At 53.6% G+C, this 22,700-nt stretch carries 20 protein-coding genes and 3 pseudogenes; all 23 read left to right on the forward strand.

Annotated features, from left to right (window positions below):
* Positions 1-34: 34 nt before the first annotated feature.
* Positions 35-360, forward strand: a pseudogene (gene tnpA, locus DB847_RS05085) (IS200/IS605 family transposase); the annotation flags it as partial.
* 701 nt (positions 361-1,061) lie between these two features.
* Positions 1,062-1,376 (forward strand): flagellar hook-basal body complex protein FliE, encoded by a 315-nt coding sequence (gene fliE, locus DB847_RS05090; RefSeq protein WP_108649730.1) that lies wholly within the window; start codon positions 1,062-1,064, stop codon positions 1,374-1,376.
* 9 nt (positions 1,377-1,385) lie between these two features.
* The gene (gene fliF, locus DB847_RS05095; protein WP_108649731.1) at positions 1,386-3,101 is read left to right on the forward strand and encodes a flagellar basal-body MS-ring/collar protein FliF; all 1,716 of its coding nucleotides are present in this window, start codon (positions 1,386-1,388) and stop codon (positions 3,099-3,101) included.
* A pseudogene (gene fliG, locus DB847_RS05100) lies at positions 3,094-4,142 on the forward strand (flagellar motor switch protein FliG). Before fliF ends, fliG begins: the two are co-directional and overlap by 8 nt.
* 10 nt (positions 4,143-4,152) lie before the next feature.
* On the forward strand, positions 4,153-4,950 hold the full coding sequence (gene fliH / locus DB847_RS05105) for a flagellar assembly protein FliH (protein ID WP_108649732.1): 798 nt from the start codon (positions 4,153-4,155) through the stop codon (positions 4,948-4,950).
* A complete protein-coding gene (gene fliI / locus DB847_RS05110) occupies positions 4,950-6,287 on the forward strand; it encodes a flagellar protein export ATPase FliI (RefSeq protein WP_407644437.1) in 1,338 nt (445 codons plus the stop codon). The genes fliH and fliI overlap by 1 nt, the downstream gene beginning before the upstream one ends.
* Complete coding sequence (gene fliJ, locus DB847_RS05115) at positions 6,284-6,733, forward strand: flagellar export protein FliJ (protein ID WP_108649734.1); 450 nt, start codon at positions 6,284-6,286, stop codon at positions 6,731-6,733. The genes fliI and fliJ overlap by 4 nt, the downstream gene beginning before the upstream one ends.
* A 69-nt stretch (positions 6,734-6,802) precedes the next feature.
* On the forward strand, positions 6,803-8,410 hold the full coding sequence (locus DB847_RS05120; RefSeq protein ID WP_108649735.1) for a flagellar hook-length control protein FliK: 1,608 nt from the start codon (positions 6,803-6,805) through the stop codon (positions 8,408-8,410).
* A gap of 122 nt (positions 8,411-8,532) precedes the next feature.
* Positions 8,533-8,988 (forward strand): flagellar basal body-associated protein FliL, encoded by a 456-nt coding sequence (fliL, locus tag DB847_RS05125; RefSeq protein WP_234418518.1) that lies wholly within the window; start codon positions 8,533-8,535, stop codon positions 8,986-8,988.
* 8 nt (positions 8,989-8,996) lie between these two features.
* Positions 8,997-10,070: a flagellar motor switch protein FliM gene (fliM, locus tag DB847_RS05130; protein ID WP_108649736.1), complete on the forward strand. Its 1,074-nt coding sequence runs from the start codon at positions 8,997-8,999 to the stop codon at positions 10,068-10,070.
* Positions 10,067-10,549 (forward strand): flagellar motor switch protein FliN, encoded by a 483-nt coding sequence (gene fliN / locus DB847_RS05135; protein WP_108649737.1) that lies wholly within the window; start codon positions 10,067-10,069, stop codon positions 10,547-10,549. Before fliM ends, fliN begins: the two co-directional genes overlap by 4 nt.
* Positions 10,546-10,905, forward strand: a complete 360-nt coding sequence (fliO, locus tag DB847_RS05140; protein WP_108649738.1) for a flagellar biosynthetic protein FliO — start codon at positions 10,546-10,548, stop codon at positions 10,903-10,905. Before fliN ends, fliO begins: the two co-directional genes overlap by 4 nt.
* Positions 10,906-11,106: 201 nt before the next feature.
* Positions 11,107-11,832 (forward strand): flagellar type III secretion system pore protein FliP, encoded by a 726-nt coding sequence (gene fliP / locus DB847_RS05145; RefSeq protein WP_234418519.1) that lies wholly within the window; start codon positions 11,107-11,109, stop codon positions 11,830-11,832.
* A 2-nt stretch (positions 11,833-11,834) separates the two neighbouring features.
* The gene (fliQ, locus tag DB847_RS05150) at positions 11,835-12,104 is read left to right on the forward strand and encodes a flagellar biosynthesis protein FliQ (protein WP_108649740.1); all 270 of its coding nucleotides are present in this window, start codon (positions 11,835-11,837) and stop codon (positions 12,102-12,104) included.
* Positions 12,104-12,883, forward strand: coding sequence for a flagellar biosynthetic protein FliR (gene fliR / locus DB847_RS05155; RefSeq protein WP_108649741.1), 780 nt, complete (start codon positions 12,104-12,106; stop codon positions 12,881-12,883). The genes fliQ and fliR overlap by 1 nt, the downstream gene beginning before the upstream one ends.
* A 9-nt stretch (positions 12,884-12,892) precedes the next feature.
* Positions 12,893-14,032, forward strand: coding sequence for a flagellar biosynthesis protein FlhB (flhB, locus tag DB847_RS05160; protein ID WP_108649742.1), 1,140 nt, complete (start codon positions 12,893-12,895; stop codon positions 14,030-14,032).
* 182 nt (positions 14,033-14,214) lie between these two features.
* Entirely contained in the window at positions 14,215-16,320 is a 2,106-nt protein-coding gene (flhA, locus tag DB847_RS05165; protein ID WP_108649743.1) for a flagellar biosynthesis protein FlhA, read from the forward strand.
* Between the two features lie 18 nt (positions 16,321-16,338).
* Positions 16,339-17,690 (forward strand): annotated as a pseudogene (flhF, locus tag DB847_RS05170) (flagellar biosynthesis protein FlhF).
* A 26-nt stretch (positions 17,691-17,716) separates the two neighbouring features.
* Positions 17,717-18,562 (forward strand): MinD/ParA family protein, encoded by an 846-nt coding sequence (locus DB847_RS05175; protein ID WP_108649744.1) that lies wholly within the window; start codon positions 17,717-17,719, stop codon positions 18,560-18,562.
* Positions 18,555-19,274 carry an RNA polymerase sigma factor FliA gene (locus tag DB847_RS05180; protein WP_108649745.1) on the forward strand — a complete coding sequence of 240 codons (720 nt, stop codon included), beginning with the start codon at positions 18,555-18,557 and terminating at the stop codon, positions 19,272-19,274. The genes DB847_RS05175 and DB847_RS05180 overlap by 8 nt, the downstream gene beginning before the upstream one ends.
* 136 nt (positions 19,275-19,410) lie before the next feature.
* Entirely contained in the window at positions 19,411-19,782 is a 372-nt protein-coding gene (gene cheY, locus DB847_RS05185) for a chemotaxis response regulator CheY (RefSeq protein WP_456073085.1), read from the forward strand.
* 12 nt (positions 19,783-19,794) lie between these two features.
* Complete coding sequence (locus DB847_RS05190) at positions 19,795-20,538, forward strand: protein phosphatase CheZ (protein ID WP_108649747.1); 744 nt, start codon at positions 19,795-19,797, stop codon at positions 20,536-20,538.
* Between the two features lie 12 nt (positions 20,539-20,550).
* On the forward strand, positions 20,551-22,686 hold the full coding sequence (locus DB847_RS05195; protein ID WP_108649748.1) for a chemotaxis protein CheA: 2,136 nt from the start codon (positions 20,551-20,553) through the stop codon (positions 22,684-22,686).
* Positions 22,687-22,700: the final 14 nt, after the last annotated feature.

Raw genomic sequence — 22,700 nt, forward strand, 5'->3', positions numbered from 1 at the left:
TGGCCTGCTTATTCACCACAATAAGAGGTCTAACATGGGCGATTACAGAAGTTCATCACATGTCTACTGGCGTTGCAAATATCATATCGTTTGGACTCCGAAATACCGTTTTAAGATCCTAAGAAACAAGGTCGGGAAGGAGCTTTATCGGAGCATTTATATCCTGTGTAATATGAAGGAATGTGAGGTTCTGGAGCTGAACATTCAGTACGATCATGTTCACTTGGTTGTGATAGTACCTCCTAAGCTATCGATATCAGGGTTGATGGGGACTTTGAAGGGGAGGACAGCAATCAGATTGTTCAATAAGTTTCCTCATATACGGAAAAAGCAATGGGGAACCACTTTTGGGCAAGGGGATATTTCGTAGATACGATAGGGGTAAATGAGGTAATAATCAGGAGATATGTTCGCCACCAAGATAAGCAGGATATTGAGCATGAGCGACAGCTCGGCTTGCTCGATTGAAGCCTATTGCCCCCTTCCAGGGGGCTTCTAAGAAAGCCACCTTCTAAGAAGGTGGATGTTTACTATAGCCGTTACCAGCTTTTAGCTCGTGAGTGGGATCTCCTCTCCACTTAAAGCAATTCAACCACATGAGTTTAATCGGGAGCCGGTCCTGCCCAATCGGTTAGAGCATTTTTGGTTTAATCCGGGTAGTTATTCGCGCCCCTCAAGTTCAAGTGCTGCTTTGAGCTTTGTTAAGCTGACCTTCTGCAGCAAGGGCGGAGTTGTAAAGCAGCGTAGCGAGAAGCAGAGATGCTGAACTGGAAAAGATTATCAGGGAAGATAATCGATGCAGTAGAGCAACATGGATGTGACTTGCGAGTCAGCGATCAAAGTCAAAGCTGCTTTCATGAGATGAACCGGTTTATCCGGAAAAGGCTCTAGCCCGGCTCTGTAGGCTTAACTCCTTCATGTTTAGAGATTTACCCGGAGCGACAAAAAAGAGTCACTCGGGATAAGGTGTGAGCTTAACTTTCTGTTTATTAATGTTTTTTTTAGTTTGGCCCCGCTTTTGCTTTATCTGGCATAACGCGTTATGTGCAGGAGTGCGTGTGATGGATATGAAAGTAGATGCATTGATTCGTGAGATGCAGGCGTTGCAAAGCCAGGCCTCCGGCAAGCCAGCTGAAGCGGTCCCGGCAACCGAGAGTGACTTTGGTCAGTTGCTCAAAGATGCAGTAGATAAGGTAAACGGGATGCAGCAGCACACCAATGATCTGCGGACCCGCTTTGAGCTTGGCGATCGCTCCATCAGCCTGGCTCAGGTGATGTTGGCGGGGCAAAAGTCCAGCATCGCTTTTGAAGCAACCGTACAGGTGCGCAACAAGCTGATAGAAGCTTATAAGAATATTATGAGTATGCCGGTGTAATAGGGGGCAATAGTGTCTGATCAGCTGAACGATAATATGTCTCTTGATGATGGCGGAGCGATCCCCGACCTGGAACGCCATGAACAGGCTAGCTCCCCCCTGAAGATGCTCAGTAATACAGACATTCTGCGTCAGGTGACCCTGATCTTGGGGCTAGCGATCTGTCTGGCGATCGCCGTGTTTATTCTGCTGTGGGGCAAGGAGCCTGACATGCGCCCCCTGGGGACCTATCCCACCCATGAGCTGATCCAGGTCCTTGATTTCATGGACAAAGAGAAACTCCCCTATAAGCTTGATGGCAATACGGTGATCGTGACGGCCCAAAGTTATCCCGAAATTAAGCTGGCACTGACCCGCTCCGGAACCGTGACCGAATCGGCCGGTGGTGAAGATATCCTGCTGGGAGAGGGTGGGTTCGGCGTCAGCCAACGGATGGAAAAAGAGCGCCTCAAGCTAAGTCGTGAGAAGCAGCTGGCCCATGCCATAGAGCAGTATACCAATGTCTCTAAAGCCAAGGTTCTTCTGGCCATTCCCAAAGATAATGTGTTTGCCCGGCATCAGCGCAAGCCCAGTGCAACGGCGGTACTGGTTGTTCGCAAGGGAACCAGTCTCAAGCAGGAAGAGGTAGACTCAATTGTTGATACCATAGCATCAGCGGTGCATGGTCTTGAACCCTCCCGGGTGACGGTTTCGGATCAAAATGGACGACTCTTAAGCTCTGGCTCTCAGGATCCGCTCGCCTCGAGAACTCGCAAAGAGTTCGAGATGCAGCAGGCCAAAGAGCATGAATATAAGCAGAAAATCGATTCAATCCTGGCGCCGGTGCTGGGGATCGGTAACTACACCGCAGAAGTGGATGTCAAGCTCGACTTTACCCAGAGTGAGCAGACCCGTAAAACCTTTAACCCGGATCTACCAGCCCTGCGCTCTGAGATGACGGTTGAGGATCAAAGCACTGATGGCACCCTGCGTGGTATTCCGGGTGCTCTGACCAATCAACCCCCCCTTGAGTCGGATATTCCCGAGCAGGCGGCTGGTGGGGGAGCCGAGCAGCAAAAGGCTCAGAGTGGTCGCAATCATAAAGAGGCGACTCGAAACTACGAGCTGGATACCACTATAAGCCATACCCGTCGTCCGGTGGGAGGCATTGAACGGCTGACGGTATCGGTTGCGGTCGACTATACCCTGACTACACTCGCAGATGGAAAGGTTGAGCGTGAGCCCAGAACTCAGGCGGCCCTGGAGACTTATAGGCGCCTTCTGAAAGGGGGGCTTGGTTTTGATGTGAATCGTGGCGACACCCTGGAAGTGGTAACCATCCCCTTTAATCGGCCCGATCTGGATCCGGCTCCTGAGCTACCAATGTGGGAGCAACCCTGGTTCTGGCGTGGCGCCCGGATCATCGGTAGTGTCCTGATAATCGCGGTGCTGATCATTACCATAGTGCGACCCATGGTCAAGCGGTTGCTCTATCCCGATGCCAAGCCTGAGGGACTGGCGGAGATTGACCTGGATAACGTACCCGCTTTTGAGGGCGAGGATGATCTCAACGTGCTGGCCACCCAGAGTGACAGAGATATGGAGTTTGGAATCAAGGATGGCCAGTTGCAGCTACCAGATCTGCACCGGGATGAAGACCTGCTGAAGGCGGTTCGGGCCCTGGTGGCCAATGAGCCGGAGATGGCGGCCCAGGTGATCAAAGAGTGGATAACCGAAAATGAGTGATACAACGGATAAAAAAGAGGTTGGCCCCAAGTCCAGTAACCCCCTGGAGGGTATGAATGGCTGGGAAAAATCAGCGGTCCTGATGCTAAGCCTCAGTGAAGATGATGCGGCGCAGCTATTTCGTCACCTGGAGCCTAAACAGGTGCAGAAGCTGGGTATGACCATGGCCGCTCTGACCAATCTGAGTCACGATCGGGTTACGGCGATTCATCGCCTGTTTATCGAAGACATTCAGAAATACACCAATATCGGTATCGGTAGCCAGGACTTCGTGCGTAATGCACTGACCGCTGCTTTGGGTGAAGATAAGGCCGGTAACCTGGTTGAGCAAATCGTGATGGGTAGTGGTGCCCAGGGTCTGGACTCTCTCAAGTGGATGGATGCCAGACAGGTGGCTAACATCATTCAAAATGAGCACCCGCAGATCCAAACCATAGTTCTTTCTTACCTGGACCCCGAGCAGTCGGCCGAGATCCTCTCGCAGTTCCCGGAGCAGGTACGCCTGGATCTGGTGATGCGTATCGCCAACTTGGAAGAGGTTCAGCCGGCAGCCCTGCAGGAGCTGAACGATATCATGGAGAAACAGTTTGCCGGTACCGCGGGAGCCCAGGCCGCGAAGATGGGTGGTCTCAAGGCCGCTGCCAATATCATGAACTACCTGGATACCAATATCGAAGGCCAGCTGATGGATGCGATCCGCGAGAGCGACGAGGAGATGGGCCAGGAGATCCAGGATCTGATGTTTGTGTTCGAGAATCTTATCGATGTGGACGACCGTGGCATCCAGGCACTGCTGCGGGATGTGCCACAGGAGCAACTGCAAAAAGCCCTCAAGGGGCCGACGATCAGCTCAAAGAGAAGATATTCAAAAATATGTCCAAGCGTGCAGCCGAGATGCTGCGTGATGATCTTGAGGTCATGGGGCCGATTCGTGTCAGCGAAGTTGAGGCGGCTCAAAAAGAGATCTTGTCTGTGGCTCGTCGTCTGTCCGATGCAGGTGAGATCATGCTTGGTGGTGGTGGTGGTGATGAATTCTTGTAATTGAGGATTTATGGGCGAACAACAAAAGCCAGTGGATCAAAACATGTCAGCCGACGATGAGTCTCTCGAAACCTGGCAGCCACCCGATTTCTCCTCAGAGATGCCGGAGAAGGGACCGACCGCGATCGGCAAGCGGGCGGAGTGGTATCGCGCTAAGGATGAGGTAGAGGAGGAGGTTGAAGCCGAGCCTGAGCCTCGCCCCCTGACCGCCGATGAGATTGAGGAGATTCGCCAGAGCGCTTTTGATGATGGGTTTGCCGAAGGTAAGGCCCAGGGCTTTAGCAAGGGTGAAGAGGAGGGGCGGCTCCAAGGGCTCAAAGAGGGCCATGAAGAGGGATTTAGCCAGGGCCATGCGGAGGGGTTAGAGCTTGGCTCTGAAGATATTAAGGAGCGAATCCTGCGCTGGCAGGCGATATTGGACAGGTTGCATAAACCCTTGGCCCAGGTCGATGAAGAGATCGAGAAGCAACTGGTTAGGCTGGCAACTCAGCTGGCCGAGGGGGTGATCCGAACCGAGGCCAAAACCAATCCTCAGGTGATCCTGGAGTGTTTGAAAGAGGCCATTAATGCACTACCCGATCGCCAGGGCGAGATCAGAATTGAGCTAAACCCGGAAGATCTTGAGTTGGTACAGCAGCAGTATGATGAAAAGAGCTGCCTGGATCGAGGCTGGGTACTACTTGGCGAGCCGGCTCTTGAGCGGGGAGAGTGTCTGGTGAGTAATCACCTGTCGAGTGTTGATATGCGTTTTGAGCAGCGTATCGCCGATCTTATTCGTAATTTTTTTGAGAAGAACCTGGAGTCGTGATGAGCGAGCTGCTGCAGAGGCTTCAGAATTATCGAGCCGATGAATGTGCCTCAAGGCCTATGGTGGCCGGTAAGCTGACCCGGGTGATCGGCCTGACCCTCGAAGCAGTGGGATGCCGGGCTGCCGTCGGATCCCTGTGTCGGGTCGAGACGCTTCAGGGCTCAATTGATGCCGAAGTGGTGGGGTTTGAGGGCGAGAAACTCTATCTGATGCCCAGTGAGCAGGTCAAGGGGGTGATCCCGGGGGCTCGAGTGCAGCCTCTTAGTGAGCAGTATGGGATCCCGGTCGGGATGGAGCTGCTGGGACGGGTCATCGATGGGGTCGGACGTCCTCTGGATGGCCTGGGCCGGATCATCACCAGGCAAAAGGCGACCCTGGGTGGGACGCGGATCAATCCACTTCACCGTAAACCGATCTCGCTTCCCCTGGATGTTGGCGTTGAGTCGATCAATGCGCTGATGACCGTTGGTCAGGGACAGAGAATGGGACTCTTTGCTGGCTCAGGGGTGGGTAAGAGTGTGTTACTTGGGATGATGACCCGGGGAACCGTCGCCGATGTGGTGGTGGTCGCCCTGATAGGCGAGCGGGGACGAGAGGTGAAGGAGTTTATCGAGGACATTCTCGGTGATGAGGGACGTTCTCGTTCTGTGGTGGTGGTCTCCCCGGCGGATACCTCTCCTCTGATGCGGATCAAGGGCAGTGAGACGGCACTGACCATTGCCGAATTTTTTCGGGACCAGGGACTAAATGTGTTGCTATTGATGGACTCGCTGACACGCTACGCCCAGGCGCAGCGTGAAGTGGCTCTGGCTGTGGGTGAGCCGCCGGCCACCAAGGGTTACCCGCCTTCGGTGTTTGCCAAAATGCCACTTTTGGTGGAGCGCGCCGGTAACGGGGGAGATGGACAGGGCTCAATCACCGCATTTTTTACTGTGTTAGCCGAGGGCGATGATCTGCAAGATCCGGTGGCTGATGCCTCCCGGGCGATCCTGGATGGACACCTGGTTTTGTCACGGGAGTTGGCGGATTCGGGGCACTACCCGGCCGTTGATATTGAGCGCTCAATCAGCCGGGTGATGCCGATGATCACCAGTGAGGAGCACCAGAACTATGCCCGGCTTTTCAAGCAAAGTTATGCGCTCTATCAGCAAAACCGGGATCTCATCAGCATTGGTGCCTATCAGCAGGGGGCGGATCCCCGCATCGATCAGGCGATAGCGATGAAACCTGCTTTGGATAAATTTTTAATCCAGGGAATGAAAGAAGTCATCCATTACGATCTGTGTCTGCAAAACCTGCAGATGGTGACGACCCCACTGTTGGGGGGTAATGGATGAGCCGCAAAGCACTGCAACTGCTGCTGGAGCAGGTGACAGAGAAGGAGCAGAAGGCCGCTCAGGAGTTTGCGGCATCACAGATGCAGCTTCAGGCCTACCGGCAACAGTTGAAGCAGCTGTATGAGTATCAGCGAACCTATATGACACAGCTGAGTATAAAAGCCCTTGAGGGGCTCGATGCTGCCGGATTTAGTCATTACCAATCCTTCATCTCGCGTCTGGAAACCGCGGCCCGCGAGCAACATGCGGCCATTATTCAAAGTGAGAAGCAGCTGGAACAAAAGCGCCTGATCTGGACCAGGGCTCAGACCAAGCGTAAAAGCTTTGAGCTGTTGATCGATAAGCAGCTTGAGCGCGAGGAGGCCCGCCTGCTGCGTCAGGAGCAGCTGCTACAGGATGAGTACTCTATCACTCAGTTTGTACGCCGGAGTCGGGAGTCGTCTTAGGCGCAGTCGTTAAACTGGCCTGAAAGTTGCTCAGTCAAGGCAACGCTATGGGTAAAAAGGTAGGATACTATGACCTCTTTGAACCTTGCCCCCTCACAATCGGCGCTGCCGATTCAGGCTCAGGCCGGTCGCGGTAGTGAGGAGCTATCTGCCTCAGGAGGCTCTTCAGAGCAGGCCCCACAGGGGTTTGATAAGCTTCTCGAGGATAAGATCCAGCAGGCTCCCCAGGGCAAAAGAGCCTCTGAAGCACCTCCTGTAGAATCTAAATCAGAGGTAGCCGAGAGCCGTGAACCTTCAAAACCTCCTTCCGAGTCGGTCGAGAATCAATCCGAAGACGGTGAGGTTTTGCCACGCGAGGGGCAAGAGTTGACCTCTGAGGAGGAGCAACGCCCGCTCGAAGGTGAAGCAGAGGTTGAGCAGGTCTCATTACAGGAGCCCGGAGTTGAAGAGCTTGATGAGGCTTTGTTTGCTGGGCAGACCGAAGAGGAGTTACAGGGGGCCGAGCTGGAAGATTCAGAAGATTCTCTGGATGATGCCGTTATTCCCGGGTTGGTTCTCAGTGATATTGAATCTTCAAGGGAGTTTTCGAAGCTGAACCTTGTGGACTCTGAGTCTGAGCAGGTTTCACAAGACCCGGATGCAGAGGCTGCCTTAGAGGAGTCCTTGATCGCTCAGGAGGAGATGATGGCTGAGTCGGTTGCGACAGCCTCAGAGGCAGAGGGATCCGTAGATGATGCCCAGGCGGTTTCTGTTGCTGCAGCCATGGCGAACCAGCAGCCTAAGAGTGAGAGTAGCCATGCTCAGATGAAGGAGGCCGGGCTTGATGTCTCAGCGGTATCCGGAGTGAAGGCTGAGCAAGCGAAGCAGCCCGAGGGAGCGTTCAGCTCTTTATCCCGGGAGGGGGGACAACAGGATAGTGAGCAGAGTTTAGGCCAGCAGAAACACTATTTCTCACAGGGACAGGCTGAAGAGGAGCTCAGTAAGGGAGATAAGCTAGAGAAAGGCCGCTCGGACTGGGCCTTGCAGAAGCAAAATCTTGGGCGGACTATCTCTGAGTTCCATGGATTGCGCGAGCGCATGCTTGCCTCGGAGGGAAATCTTGTCACGGAGCAGAGTTCAACCTCAGCGGCCGAGGGATTTGTGAAGGAGTCCTCTCAGGGCATTCGCGGTGTGTCGGATCTTGCTGCGGCGTTACGCGCTGAGCGTACGGCTTCCGGGAGTCCGATTGATCTACCTTCGATGCGACTGACCGCTAATCCCGATAATAATGGGTTACATCTTGGCCAGAGACTGCAGATGATGCTCAATCAGCGGCTGCAGAGAGCCGAAATCCAGCTTGAGCCTGAAACCCTGGGTCGGATCCAGATCAGCCTGCAGGTCAATAATGATCAAGCCCATTTGCAGATCACGACCTCCCAGCCACAAACCCGGGAGGTGCTGGAGCAGACTCTGCCTCGATTAAGGGAATTACTGGCACAGTCGGGGATCAACCTGAGTGAGGCCAATATCCAGTATCGCCAGGAGCAGCAAGATGCTTCTGAACAGTCCGCTGCTGAGGGTGAGCAGCTGGCCTCCGGTGCGGCTGAAAACGAAGTGTCGGCTGAGGAGGGTGGCTCTTCACAGGGGATAGTGAGAGGTGACTGGCAAATAAGTGATCGAATCGACTTCTATGCTTGAGCAACTATCAGCTAACTTTATGATATATAAAGTGGAAGGATGGGTAATCCAACAAGGACGATGGTTATGGCTGATGACGAAGAGTTAACCCTTGAGGAACAGGGGGAGGAAAAAGTAAGACCATGCTGATCATCATCATAGCTGTGGTGGTGATCCTGGTTGGAGGCGGAGCTGCCGCCTGGTTTTTGCTGTTTAGTGGTTCAGACTCAGGTGAGGCGGTGCAAACCGAGGAGGTTGTTGAGGAGCCGATCACCTCAAGTGAGGCGGTCTACGTGGGCATGCCTCGACCCTTTGTCTTTAATGTTGCAGGAACGCCAAGGGATCGCCTGGTGCAGATTAAAGTGCAGCTCCTGGTTCGTGGAACCGAAAATGAGGCCTTCGCCAAGCAGCATGTCCCTTTGATTGAGGGAACTTTGTTGCGGGTGTTTAGCGCAGAAACAGCTGCGCAGCTCGAGACTCTGCAGGGCAAAGATCAGCTGAGGCAGAAGTCACTGGATGAGGTTCGAAAGTCTCTTGAGAAGTTGACCGGGGTACCTGTGGTTGAGAAGGTACTGTTTACAGGGTTTGTGATGCAATAGGATTCATCATTATGGATCTTCTGAGCCAAGACGAAATTGATGCGCTACTTCATGGTGCAGATGATATTGATGAAGATGAACTTGAGGAGGGAGGGGAAAGTTCCGGTACGGCGAACTTTGACTTCTCCTCCCAGGATCGCATCGTCCGGGGTCGGATGCCGACCCTGGAGCTGGTGAATGAACGCTTTGCACGGCATATGCGGATCAGTTTGTTTAACATGATGCGGCGTACCGCTGAAGTGTCGATCAACGGCGTACAGATGCTCAAGTTTGGTGAGTATGTCCACACCCTGTTTGTTCCCACCAGTCTGAACATGGTGCGTTTTCGTCCCCTCAAGGGGACCGGTCTGGTGACCATGGAAGCGCGACTGGTGTTTATTCTGGTGGAGAACTTCTTTGGTGGCGATGGACGCTATCATGCCAAGATCGAGGGGCGTGAGTTTACTCCAACCGAGCGGCGGATCACTCAGATGCTGCTCAAACTGGTGTTTGAGGACTACAAGGAGGCCTGGGCACCGGTGATGGATTGCGGTTTTGAATATCTGGACTCAGAAGTGAACCCAGCGATGGCGAACATAGTCAGCCCCACCGAAGTGATCGTAGTGAGTTCATTTCATATTGAGCTCGATGGAGGCGGGGGAGACTTTCACGTGGCACTTCCCTATTCGATGCTGGAGCCTATCCGTGAGCTTCTTGATGCCGGAGTTCAGAGTGATAAAGGGGATACGGATGTTCGCTGGAGTAAGGCTCTGCAAGACGAGATCATGGATGTGGAGATCGGGCTGAGAGTCAAGATGCTGGATACCGAGGTATCGCTCCGAGAGATGATGGAGTTCAAAGAGGGCTCTATCATCCCAATCGACATGCCGGAAAATCTGTTGGTGTTTGTGGAGGACCTTCCGACCTATCATGCCAAGCTGGGGCGGACCAAGGATAATGTTGCTATCCAGATCACCGAAAAACTCAAGCGGCCTAAGTCCGTGAAGAGTGAGTTGCAACTGGTGACCCGTCGCGGGGTACGGATCGATGGGGATGCTGAGTTGGAGCAGCTCGAAGAGCTGATTGATGGAGAAGAAGAATGAGCGATGACGAACAAGGCCAAATGGCAGATGAATGGGCTGCAGCGCTAGGAGAGCAGGCCGATGCTGAAGGTGAAGCCGCAGCGGAGGATGATTGGGCGGCGGCACTGGGGGAGCAGGCTGAAGCAGAGGCGGCTGCCGATGAGGTTGCGGCTGATGATGTGATGCCCGCAGAGCTTGAAGAGCTCAGCGATGAGAGCTCACCAATCAATGCCGATGAGCGACGCAAGCTGGATACCATTTTGGATATTCCGGTCAGCATCTCGATGGAGGTTGGTCGCAGTAATATAAACATTCGTAACCTGCTGCAGCTGAATCAGGGATCTGTGGTTGAGCTGGATCGGGTCGCGGGTGAGCCTTTGGACGTTTTGGTCAATGGTACCCTGATCGCCCATGGTGAAGTGGTGGTGGTTAATGATAAATTTGGTATTCGCTTAACCGATGTGATCAGTCAAACCGAAAGGATCAAAAAACTCAAATGAAAAAGGCTGTGATTGCGTGGGCCCTGATGGCTTTTCCTGTGCTTGCGGCACCAGAAACCACCTCTATGGTGAATTGGTTGTTCTCCAGTGTGCTGGTGGTGGTGATAATTTTCATGCTGGCCTGGCTTCTTAAGAAAACCCGGCTAGTACCGAACTCTGCCGGCCAGATCAAGGTCGTGAGCGCGATGCCCCTCGGCAGCAAGGAGCGACTGGTGGTGGTGCAGATCAAGGAGACCCAGTATCTGCTGGGGGTTACGGCGCATCAGATCAATCTTCTCGAAAAGCTTGATGAGCCCATCACCCGGGAGGCGCCGGAGTTTGCCCAGACCTTGAATAAATTCTTAAAAAAAAGCTAGAGCCTGAGCTTAAACATCGCAGAATGAACAGGGTGACGTTTTTTCGTCACCCTGTTTTTTTTGTGCCCGGAATGAGGGGGAGAGCCGCGCCATAGCTGGGCTGAGACCGGATGGCATGATGCTTGATGGAGTCATGCTATTGCGATGGGAGGGGAGTAACAGAGCATGGTGCAGCGATTGAGTGTATGGGGGGCTGTACTTATGGTGGCAGGACTTTGTGCCGCTGAAGCTGCGATTGCTCAGCCGACAGGTCTGCAGGCACTGACGGTGATCACAAATCCGGATGGTTCTCAGGAGTATTCGGTCACGCTGCAGGTGTTGGCCCTGATGACCTCCCTGTCTTTTCTGCCTTCGATTGTGGTGATGATGACCTCATTTACCCGGATCATCGTGGTGATGGCAATCCTCAGGCAGGCGATGGGCTTGCAGCAGACACCTTCGAATCAGATCTTGCTGGGGATCGCCCTGTTCATGAGCTTTTTTGTGATGTCTCCTGTGCTGGAGCGGATCAACAATGAGGCCCTGCAACCCTACCTGAAGGAGCAGGTAACCTCGATTGAGGCGGTGAAGAAGGCGCGGGAGCCGATCCACCAGTTTATGTTGGCTCAGACCCGGATCAAGGATCTCAATACCTTCATGGATATCGCCGATGAGAAGGTAGATAAGGTGGAAGATGTTCCACTACGGGTGTTGATCCCGGCATTTGTCACCAGCGAGCTTAAAACTGCTTTTCAAATTGGCTTCATGCTGTTTCTGCCGTTTCTTGTGATCGACCTGGTGGTGGCCAGTATCCTGATGGCGATGGGTATGATGATGCTATCGCCTATGCTGGTCTCCCTGCCCTTCAAGCTGATGCTGTTTGTGCTGGTGGATGGTTGGGGAATGGTGATGGGCACCCTGGCGACCAGCTTCGGAATGGGGACCTAGCCATGAGTCCTGAGTCTTTTGTCGATATCTTCCGTGAAGCCCTGGGAGTGGTTCTGATGCTGGTGGCGGCGGTGATCCTCCCCAGCTTGATGGTGGGCTTGCTGGTTTCTATCTTCCAGGCGGCAACCTCTATCAACGAGCAGACCCTGAGCTTTCTGCCTCGTCTGGTGGTAACCCTGCTGGCGTTGGCCTGGGGAGCCCACTGGGGACTGCAAACCCTGATGGAGTTTTTTTACCTGATGATTGATCAGATCCCACAGGTGATCAGCTGATGGATTACCTGACCCAGCTGATCATGGAGTGGCTGGCAGCCCATCTGTGGCCGATGGCACGGATCTCCGGGATGCTAATGAGCATGGTGGTAATTGGCTCCCGGACGGTTTCAACCCGGATCCGGGTTGCCTTTGTGATTGCGATGACCTTTGTCATCGCGCCGATTGTTCCTGAATCTCCTGCCATCGCGATGTTTTCGGCGGCAAGCCTGGTGATCCTGGCACAACAGCTGATGATCGGGGTGGCGATGGGGATCTTGTCGCAGATCCTGGTACAGACCTTTGTCATTGCAGGACAGATGATCGCGATGCAGACCAGTTTGGGTTTTGCCACCATGGTCGATCCCCTCAATGGGCAGTCCTCTCCCGTGGTGGGTCAATTCTATCTGCTGCTGAGCTCGGTGCTGTTTCTGGCAATGGATGGGCACCTGGTGATGATCGAGCTGTTGGCTGAGAGCTTTGAAACCCTGCCAATCAGCATGCAGGGGCTCAGTATCGGTAATTATCAGTCGCTGGCTGCATTCTTTGCCTCTATGTTTAAGGCGGGGCTGGTGATGGCCCTGTCGGCCAGTGTCGCCATGTTGTTCATCAACTTCTCGTTTGGGGTGATGACCCGGGCGGCACCTCAGCTCAACATTTTTAGTATCGGTTTTGCGATCAATATGATCTTTGGTCTGTTTATTCTCTGGTTCACCGTGGGCGGCTTTCAGGCTCACTTCGAACGGCAGTGGCACAACACCAATAGTCTGATGTGCACACTGATCCGGGTGAGCTGTTAAGGAGCTGTCATGGCTGAGTCAGACGGTCAGGAACGAACGGAACAACCGACGCAACGGAAAATTGACCAGGCGCGGGAAAAGGGGCAGATCCCCAGATCCAAAGAGCTGGGGACGGCAACGATCCTGTTTGTTGCCGTGGCCTCACTGTTTTTGGTGGGGGATGAGATTGCCAACGCCATGTTCAGCATCTTCAAGAACAACTATGTGATGACCCGGGCCGAGGTGTTTGATGAGGAGACGACTAAGCTGACCCTGGCCAAGGTGCTTCCGGTGATCGGCTTGCCGATGCTATTGCTGTTTTTCTTTGTGATGATTGCCGCCCTGGTGGGGAACATTCTGCTGGGTGGAATTAAGGTCAGTGCCAAGGCGGCGATGCCCAAGGCGAGCAAGCTCAACCCGCTCAAGGGGCTCAAGCGGATGTTTGGTATCCAGGGGCTGATGGAGCTGGTCAAAGCTGTGGCCAAGGTGCTGACCATAGGATTTTTTCTGGCGATCCTGCTTTACTTTCGTTTCACCGAGATCCTGTCGATAAGCTCACTGCCGCTTCATCAGGCGGTAGAAAAGGCGTTTGATATCCTACTGTGGATGTTGCTGATGCTCTGTTGCTCGCTGATCCCGATCGTGCTGATCGATGTGCCGTTTCAGATGTGGAATTACACCCGGCAACTACGGATGACCAAGCAGGAGATCAAAGATGAGTACAAGGATACCGAGGGAAAACCCGAGGTGAAGACCCAGATCCGCCGCCGCCAGATGGAGATGGCTAACCGACGGATGATGGCCGAGGTTCCCAAGGCCGATGTAGTGATCACCAACCCAAGCCATTATTCGGTTGCTTTGAAGTATGACATGCAGACCCAGGGAGCGGCACCTATGGTGATCGCCAAGGGGGTGGATCAGGTTGCCCTTAAAATTCGTGAGATCGCCCGCGAATATGAGGTTCCGGTGATGCGCTCGCCAGCCCTGACCCGGGCTATCTATCACTCCACTGAGCTCAATCAGACCATTCCTGAAGGCTTGTTTATGGCGGTGGCCCAGATCCTGGCCTATGTGTATCAGCTGAACCGCTTCCGTAAGGGGCGAGGCGCAAGGCCTAAGCCTCTTCCCGAAGAGCTACCAATTCCTAAGGAGTACTACAAAGAAGGCTAGCCCAGAGGCTTTTCATCGGTGCATCACCTTGCAGGCGGGATCTCTCTAAAATCGGGCCGACTATCCATTTCAGATGATCCAAATCAGAAAATTTGACTTTAACCCTCTGTTTAAAAAGTATTTTTTATACCCGGCCTGCTCTTTGCTTACTAGCTATAAATCGTCAGTTTTTGGACCCTGTGATGGCATTACCTCAGGTGTTACAGAAGATTAAACAGACTCGTTTCTCACTGGATCGGGGGCTTGGTACCCCACTGTTGGTGCTGGCATCTCTGGCGATGGTCACCTTGCCGATGCACCCCTTCCTGCTGGACATTCTGTTTTCATTCAATATCTCTCTGGCCCTGGTGGTGCTGCTGGTGGCAGTGTATGCCAGAAAACCTCTTGATTTTGCTGCTTTTCCTACCATCTTGCTGGTTGCAACCCTGCTACGTCTTGCGCTCAATGTCGCTTCAACCCGAATCGTACTGCTGGATGGCCATACCGGTCCCGGCGCCGCAGGCCAGGTGATCCAGGCCTTTGGCTCCGTGGTGATCGGCGGCAACTATGCGGTTGGTCTGGTGGTGTTTTTGATCCTGATGATCATCAACTTTGTAGTGGTCACCAAGGGTGCAGGTCGGATCTCCGAAGTGAGTGCCCGATTTACCCTGGATGCGATGCCGGGTAAACAGATGGCGATCGATGCGGATCTTAATGCTGGATTAATCAATCAGGATGAAGCCAAGGCGCGGCGTAAGCAAGTGACTGAAGAGGCTGATTTTTATGGTTCGATGGATGGTGCCTCAAAGTTTGTAAAAGGCGATGCGATAGCCGGTATCCTGATCCTGTTTATCAATATCATCGGTGGCTTTGTGATCGGTGTTGCTCAATATGGACTGACCTTTGCCCAGGCCACCCAGATCTATACCCTGCTGACCATAGGGGATGGGCTGGTCGCCCAGATCCCCTCACTGCTGCTCTCCATCGCTGCAGCTATCATAGTCACCCGCCAGAATACCGATCAGGACATGGGCAAGGCGATGCTCAGTCAAATGTTTGACAACCCACGCTCGCTGATTATCGCCGCAGCCGTGCTGCTGATCATGGGGCTGGTTCCAGGAATGCCACACTTTTCGTTTCTGACCCTGGCGGTGATTGCCGGAGTGGGAAGCTGGCTTCTGGTGCGCCATCGCAAGGCGGCCCTTGAAAAGCATACAGAGCTTGCACAGAGTGGTGAGGCTCCCGAGCAGGCGAAAATTGAGCATAAAGATCTCAGCTGGGATGACGTGATGCCGGTCGATGTGATCGGCCTTGAGGTCGGCTATCGCCTGATCTCCATGGTCGACAGGACCCAGGGGGGCGATCTTCTGGATCGGATCAAGGGGGTTCGTAAAAAGCTGTCTCAGGAGCTGGGTTTTTTGATCCCGCCGGTGCATATCCGGGACAATCTTGATCTCTCTCCCAATTGTTATCAGATCTCCCTGATGGGGGTTTCAAGTGGGGATGCTGAGGTTTATTCTGACAAGGAGCTTGCGATCAATCCGGGTCAGGTGTTTGGTCAGGTTCAGGGTATAGAGACTAAGGAGCCGGCATTTGGTCTGGATGCCATTTGGGTTGCCGAAGAGCAGCGAGAGCATGCTCAGGCGATGGGCTATACGGTGGTGGATGCCTCAACTGTGATCGCAACTCACCTGAGCCAGCTGCTGGTCAATCATGCGTCCAGTTTGCTCGGTTATGAAGAGGTGCAAAACCTACTGGATATGACAGCTAAAACTCATCCTAAGTTGGTGGAAGGCTTTATTCCTGAGGTGTTACAGCTTGGGGTATTGGCTAAAGTTCTGCAGTCCCTACTCGATGAAGGAGTGCCGATTCGTGACATGCGAACCATACTGCAGACCCTGAGTGAGTATGCGAGCAAGACCCAGGACCCAGAGATCCTGGTGGCGGCTTGCAGGATCAGCTTACGTCGGCTGATTGTTCAGGAGATTGCCGGGATTGAACCTGAGCTGCCGGTGATCACCCTGTCTCCTGAGCTTGAACAGATCTTGCATAGCTCGCTACAGGCCGGCGGGGCTGGAGGGGCCGGAATTGAGCCCGGATTGGCAGAGCGGATGCAGCACTCTTTGACCGAGGCGGTTCAGGAGCAGGAGCTGCAGGGATCTCCGGCGATACTCCTCACTTCCGGGGTGTTGCGTACCACTTTGGCGAAGTTTGTGAAAAATACGATACCCAGCCTGCGTGTGCTAGCATACCAGGAGGTGCCTGATGATCGGCAGATCCGTATCGTAAGTTCGGTTGGACAACAGTAACGGTCTGGAGGCTTATCTTTGAAAATAAAGCGATTTTTTGCCAAGGATATGCGAACGGCACTGGCAGAGGTCAAAGAGGTGCTGGGGCCGGATGCCGTGATCATGTCCAACAAGAAAGCTCGCGGAGGCATTGAGATAGTCGCGGCGGTTGATTATCGCGAGCAGCAGGCGGCTCAATCAGAGCAACCCCAGATGGGGGGCTCAAAGAGGATTCGGTCAGCCTGTCAGCGGCCCGTCCGGGGGCAGGTCCATCTCTGGGTGAAACGCCACTGACTTCAGAGCAAACCCGCAATTTTGCAGATACCCTGGATAAACTTCTGCAGCGCCAGGAGCAATCCCCCCTCGAAGCCCCCAAGTCCCTTGCCGAGCAACAGCAATGGCATCAGGGCACCAAACACAGTGAGCCTTCCCGAAACAGGAATCGCCAACATAAGGGCAATAGCGGTACTCAGGAGATGAGTGAGATGCGCCATGAGATCCAGATGATCCGAAAACTGCTGGAGCATCAGGTCTCAGGGCTGATGTGGCAGGAGGTTGAGCGCAGGGAGCCGGTCCGGGCGCTGCTGATCAAAGCCCTGGTTAAGGCGGGTTTTTCAGAGAACTTTGCCGATCACCTGATGAGCCAGCTTCCCGAAGGGGAGGATCTGGCGAACAGTTGGGAATCGGTTCAACATCAGCTGATGACTCAGCTCCCGGAAGGCCATGATGAGATCCTACGTGAGGGCGGGGCGATCGCCTTGCTGGGGCCGACCGGTGTTGGCAAGACCACCACCATTGCTAAGCTTGCGGCTGCATTTGGTAAAAAATTTGGAATGGAGCAGGTGGCACTGGTCACCACGGATCACTACCGGATTGGCGCCTTTGAGCAGCTGCAGACCTACGGCAGGATCATCGGCTGCGTGGTCAAGCAGGCGAAAACCGCCGAGGAGCTTTCCGAGGTTCTCTACCAACTTCGTAATCGGCGGCTGGTACTGATTGATACGGCGGGGATAGGCCAGCGGGATGTTCGACTCTCTGAGCAGCTGGATACTCTGAGCCGTAACTCCCGGGTGACCATCAAGAATTACCTGGTGTTATCGGCAACGGCCCAGCGGCGTGTTTTGGAGGAGACTTTTAACCAATTTCACCGGGTACCCATCAGTGGATGTATACTGACAAAACTGGATGAAAGTTTAACTTTAGGGGATGCCCTGTGTGTCAGTATTCAGCATTCGCTCCCGGTAAGTTACATTACGGATGGCCAGCGAGTGCCAGAAGATATTCAGGCTGCGAATGCTTTAGAGTTGGTGACAAGAGCAGTCGAGATGGTTGAGCGCTTAGGAGATGATCCCCACTACTGGTGTGGTGATAGCGAGGGATCGACGGTTTAAATTGGATTTTCAGGTGACTAATACAGATGCAAAAAAAGAAGCAAGTCAAAGTCATAGCCGTCACAGGGGGAAAGGGGGGCGTTGGTAAAACCAGTGTGACCCTTAATATGGCGATCGCCATGGCATCACAGGGTGTTCGGGTGATGGTATTGGATGCGGACCTCGGACTGGCCAATGTGGATGTGATGCTTGGGGTACGGGCAAAACACAACCTGTCTCATGTCCTGTCCGGTGAGTGCTCACTGGATGAGATTATCGTGCATGGTCCACAAGGGGTGATGATTATTCCTGCAACCTCAGGAACCCAATCCATGGTCGAACTCTCGCCTGCGGAGCATGGTGGCCTCATCCGCGCCTTCAGCGAGATGGAGACCCCGATCGATGTATTGCTGGTCGATACCGCAGCCGGTATATCGGACATGGTGCTGAGCTTTGCCAAGGCGGCTCAGGATGTATTGATGGTAGTCTGTGATGAGCCGACATCCATTACCGATGCCTATGCATTGATTAAGATCCTGACCCGGGAATATGGCCTGTACCGCTTCCGGGTGGTGGTGAATATGGTGCGCAGCCTGCGTGAGGGGCAGGATGTGTTCAGCAAACTCACCCGGGTGACCGACCGTTTTTTAGATGTCACATTGGAGCTGGTGGCCTGTATTCCGTTTGATAATAATGTTCGCCAATCGATTCGCAAGCAAAAGGCGATCATTGAGGCGTTTCCTAAGTCACCTGCGTCTCTGGCGGTTCGCGCGTTAGCGGATAAGGCTTGTTTGTGGCCGGTTCCTTCTCAGCCGGGGGGACACCTGGAGTTTTTTATCGAGAGCCTGCTGAACAAACCCCAAGAGATCAAGGAAGAGGATACGAGTGAGTAAGTCTCAGGCCTACAGTAACCAGCGGGATGCTCATCAACTGGTTGAGGAGCATGGCTTGCTGGTAAGGCGAATCGCCCAGCATCTGATGGCTCGGTTGCCACCCAGTGTTCAGCTTGAGGATCTCATCCAGGCGGGAATGATTGGCCTGCTGGAGGCGGCGCGTAACTTTGATGGGAGTAAGGGCGCGAGTTTTGAAACCTACGCCGGGATCCGGATTCGCGGAGCCATGCTCGATGAGATCCGCAGGGGGGACTGGGTGCCGCGCTCGGTGCATAAAAATAGCCGCCGGATCACCGAGGCGATCGAGGCGGTTGAAAAAGAGCAAAGCCGGGATGCCCGGGATAAAGAGATTGCAGAAAAAATGGGGATAGCGGTCGACGATTATCACACAATGTTGAGTGATGTGTCGTCGGGGCGACTACTGGGAATCGAAGATCTCGGAGTGAGCGAAGATATTCTCAGTAACGAAGCTCAACGCAAGGCCAATCAACCTCTGGAGGGAGTGGAGGCCAATCAGTTTCAACAGGTGTTGGCACAGCAGATTGCAGCACTTCCCGAGCGGGAGGCTCTGGTGCTATCGCTCTACTACGATGAGGAGCTGAACCTTCGTGAGATAGGGGAGGTGCTCAGTGTGAGCGAGTCTCGGGTGAGTCAGATCCACAGTCAGGCGATGCATCGCCTGAGAGCCAGAATGCAGGATTGGTTAGGCTAACATTCGATTAGTGTTTACCTAACATTTTGGAAAATTTGTCGATTTAGTAGTGCTTATTGAGTGTCGTGTTATTCTTAAGATGAGAATATGGGGATAACCTTGGAGCTGTATCTAGGAGGGAGCTTTGGATAAGAATATGAAAATCCTCGTGGTTGATGATTTCTCCACTATGCGTCGAATCATCAAAAACCTGCTTAGGGACCTTGGATTCAATAATACCCACGAAGCGGATGATGGAAGCACCGCGCTGCCTATGCTTAAGGGTGGGGATTATGAATTTGTTGTGACCGATTGGAATATGCCTGGTATGCAGGGGATCGATCTGCTTAAGGCGATTCGCGCCGATGACGATCTCAAGCACCTGCCGGTTCTGATGGTAACAGCAGAAGCCAAGCGTGAACAGATCATTGAAGCAGCTCAGGCGGGCGTCAATGGCTACATCGTCAAGCCGTTCACTGCAGCAACTCTAAAGGAAAAGCTGGATAAGATTTTCGAACGACTCGGCTAACTGGAGTGGCCTATGATGGCGAAAAAGGATGCGCTGATTACTGTGGAGCAGGCGAAGGAGATCGTCGCGCTTCTTGAGGCCGGCGATCAGGATGGCGCCGAGAGCCTGTTGGCTGATATTTGCGTACCCAACGCAAGTCAACTGTTTGATAAGGTGGGCCAGTTAACCCGCCAACTTCACGATTCACTTCAGGAGTTTAAGCTCGATCCCCGCCTTCCTGATTTGGCAAGTCAGGATATCCCTGATGCACGAGAGCGTCTTAACTATGTGATTGAGATGACGGATAAAGCCGCCAATCGCACCATGGATGCAGTCGATGCCAGCTTGCCACTGGCTGAAAAACTCAATGATAGCATTGTTAAAGTGAAACCCAGCTGGCGTGCGTTGATGGGCCGGGACCTGAGTGTGGGTCAATTTAAGGAGCTCTGCTACCAGCTGGATGAGTTTATTGAGTCGAGTGAAGCTGATGCCAGTCAGCTCAAAGAGCTTTTAACTGAGATCCTGATGGCGCAGGATTTCCAGGACTTGACCGGACAAACCATTCGCAAGGTGATCACTCTGGTAGGAGAGGTCGAAGATAAGCTGGTTGAGATGTTAACCGTGTTTGGCCATACCATCACTGAAGATGAGAAGGCTGAGAAACAGGCTCAATCAAGTGGCATCGAGGCAGAAGGTCCTATAATAGACAAGAGTCGTGAAGATGTCGTCTCCGGTCAGGATGATGTGGATGACCTGTTATCCAGCCTAGGATTCTAAGGGAGTTAGGGCATGAGTTTTGAACTTGATGAAGATATCCTACAGGACTTTTTAATTGAAGCGGGTGAAATCCTGGAGCTGCTGTCAGAGCAGCTGGTGGAGATGGAAAAAACCCCTGAAGATCAAGAGTTGCTGAATGCGATCTTTCGCGGATTCCATACCGTTAAGGGTGGAGCCGGGTTTCTATCTCTCAATGCCCTGGTTGATGCCTGTCATGGTGCAGAAAATGTGTTTGACTGTCTGCGCAACGGACAGCGTGCCGTTACTCCCGAGTTGATGGATGTCATCTTACAGGCTTTGGATACGGTCAACGAGATGTTTGCCCTGGTGCAAAATCGCGAAGAGCCTGAGCCTGCAGACCCTGAGCTTTTGGAAGCTTTGCACCGCTTAAGTAAGCCTGAGTCTGCGGATGAAGCTGCACCCGCTGCAGCCGAAGAGGCCCCTGCTGCCGCTGCGGAGCCTGCGCCTGAACCTGCCGTTCCCGAACCCACTCCTGAAGCACCCGCAGCTGATGCGTCGGGAGGCATTGACGAAATCACCGATGAAGAGTTTGAAGGCCTGCTTGATGAGCTCCATGGTGGTGGAGCTAAGCCTGCGGCAGCGCCGCCTCCTGCAGATGATACAGGAGACGATATTACCGATGATGAGTTTGAGGCTCTGCTCGATCAGCTCCAGGGTGATGGGAAAGGAGCAGCAGCTGAGCCAGCGGCCAGCCCCGCAACTCCAGCAGCGCCACAAGGGGGCTCAGACGATACGATCAATGACGATGAGTTTGATCAGCTGCTCGATGATCTGCATGGCAAGGGTAAGGGGGCTACAGCTACCGCTGCACCTAAGGCAGAAGCACCCAAGCCAGAGCCTAAACCTGAACCCGCTCCGGCTCCTAAGCCTGCGGCGGCAAAACCTGCACCAGCAAAACCTGCGGCGAAAGAGCCTGCGAAGGATAAAGCGCCGGCCAAGCCTGCGCCGCAACCTGAGGCCACGGTTCGGGTTGATACCAGCACCCTTGATGAGATCATGAACATGGTCGGTGAGTTGGTGTTGGTTCGAAACCGCCTGGTGAGCCTTGGCATCGCCAGTAATGATGAAGAGATGTCTAAGGCGGTTGCCAATCTTGATGTAGTCACGGCGGACCTTCAGGGCGCGGTGATGAAGACTCGGATGCAACCGATCAAGAAGGTGTTTGGTCGTTTCCCCCGGGTTGTCCGGGATCTGGCGCGCAGCCTCAAGAAAGAGATCGCCCTGGTGATGGAGGGCGAAGAGACGGATCTGGATAAGAACCTGGTAGAGGCTCTGGCCGATCCCATGGTTCACCTGGTACGAAACTCCTGCGACCATGGTGTGGAGCTGCCGGAAATTCGTGAGAAGGCAGGCAAGCCCCGTCAGGGTACGATCAAGCTTGGCGCCTCTCAGGAAGGGGATCACATCCTGTTGGTGATTGAGGATGATGGTGCGGGTATGGATGCCGAGAAGCTCAAATCTATTGCGATAGAGCGTGGGGTCCTGGACGCGGACTCGGCGGCGCGCCTGAGTGACTCAGAGGCCTATAACCTGATCTTTGCTCCCGGTTTCTCGACCAAGGTGGAGATCTCAGATATCTCCGGGCGTGGGGTTGGAATGGATGTGGTCAAGACAGGGATCACCCAGCTCAATGGATCGATCCATATCGATTCGACCCTGGGGAAAGGAACCCGCCTTGAAATCAAGGTGCCGTTGACCCTGGCTATTTTGCCGACCCTGATGATTCAGGTTGGAGAGCAGGTGTTTGCACTACCCCTGACCAATGTCAGCGAGATCTTTAACCTGGATCTGGGTAAAACCAATGTGGTCGACGGACAGTTGACCATTATTGTTCGTGATAAGGCGATTCCACTGTTCTATCTGCATGAATGGTTGATTCGAGATCGCAGCAAGTATGTTGTCAACAGAGAAAAAGGCTATGTGGTGATCGTCCAGGTTGGGACACAGCTCATCGGCTTTGTGGTTGATAGCATGATTGGCCAGGAAGAGGTGGTGATCAAGCCGCTGGATGGTTTGTTACAGCGCAGAACCGAAGGTATGGCCGGGGCAACCATCACCAGTGACGGCGGGATAGCATTGATTCTTGATGTGCCAAGCTTGCTCAAGGCAAATGCTCGCAAAGGATGATCCACAGTAATTCA

The sequence above is a fragment of the Dongshaea marina genome, assembly GCF_003072645.1.
GTDB lineage: Bacteria > Pseudomonadota > Gammaproteobacteria > Enterobacterales > Aeromonadaceae > Dongshaea > Dongshaea marina.

Coding starts and splice junctions, on each gene's coding strand:
- DB847_RS05195 (WP_108649748.1), top strand. CDS start 20,551: ATGAGTTTTGAACTTGATGAAGATATCCTACAGGACTTTTTAATTGAA.
- fliH (WP_108649732.1), top strand. CDS start 4,153: ATGGGCGAACAACAAAAGCCAGTGGATCAAAACATGTCAGCCGACGAT.
- fliJ (WP_108649734.1), top strand. CDS start 6,284: ATGAGCCGCAAAGCACTGCAACTGCTGCTGGAGCAGGTGACAGAGAAG.
- DB847_RS05175 (WP_108649744.1), top strand. CDS start 17,717: ATGCAAAAAAAGAAGCAAGTCAAAGTCATAGCCGTCACAGGGGGAAAG.
- flhA (WP_108649743.1), top strand. CDS start 14,215: ATGGCATTACCTCAGGTGTTACAGAAGATTAAACAGACTCGTTTCTCA.
- fliR (WP_108649741.1), top strand. CDS start 12,104: ATGGATTACCTGACCCAGCTGATCATGGAGTGGCTGGCAGCCCATCTG.
- DB847_RS05120 (WP_108649735.1), top strand. CDS start 6,803: ATGACCTCTTTGAACCTTGCCCCCTCACAATCGGCGCTGCCGATTCAG.
- fliN (WP_108649737.1), top strand. CDS start 10,067: ATGAGCGATGACGAACAAGGCCAAATGGCAGATGAATGGGCTGCAGCG.
- flhB (WP_108649742.1), top strand. CDS start 12,893: ATGGCTGAGTCAGACGGTCAGGAACGAACGGAACAACCGACGCAACGG.
- fliL (WP_234418518.1), top strand. CDS start 8,533: ATGCTGATCATCATCATAGCTGTGGTGGTGATCCTGGTTGGAGGCGGA.
- fliQ (WP_108649740.1), top strand. CDS start 11,835: ATGAGTCCTGAGTCTTTTGTCGATATCTTCCGTGAAGCCCTGGGAGTG.
- fliE (WP_108649730.1), top strand. CDS start 1,062: ATGGATATGAAAGTAGATGCATTGATTCGTGAGATGCAGGCGTTGCAA.
- fliO (WP_108649738.1), top strand. CDS start 10,546: ATGAAAAAGGCTGTGATTGCGTGGGCCCTGATGGCTTTTCCTGTGCTT.
- DB847_RS05190 (WP_108649747.1), top strand. CDS start 19,795: ATGATGGCGAAAAAGGATGCGCTGATTACTGTGGAGCAGGCGAAGGAG.
- fliI (WP_407644437.1), top strand. CDS start 4,950: ATGAGCGAGCTGCTGCAGAGGCTTCAGAATTATCGAGCCGATGAATGT.
- fliP (WP_234418519.1), top strand. CDS start 11,107: ATGGTGGCAGGACTTTGTGCCGCTGAAGCTGCGATTGCTCAGCCGACA.
- cheY (WP_456073085.1), top strand. CDS start 19,411: ATGAAAATCCTCGTGGTTGATGATTTCTCCACTATGCGTCGAATCATC.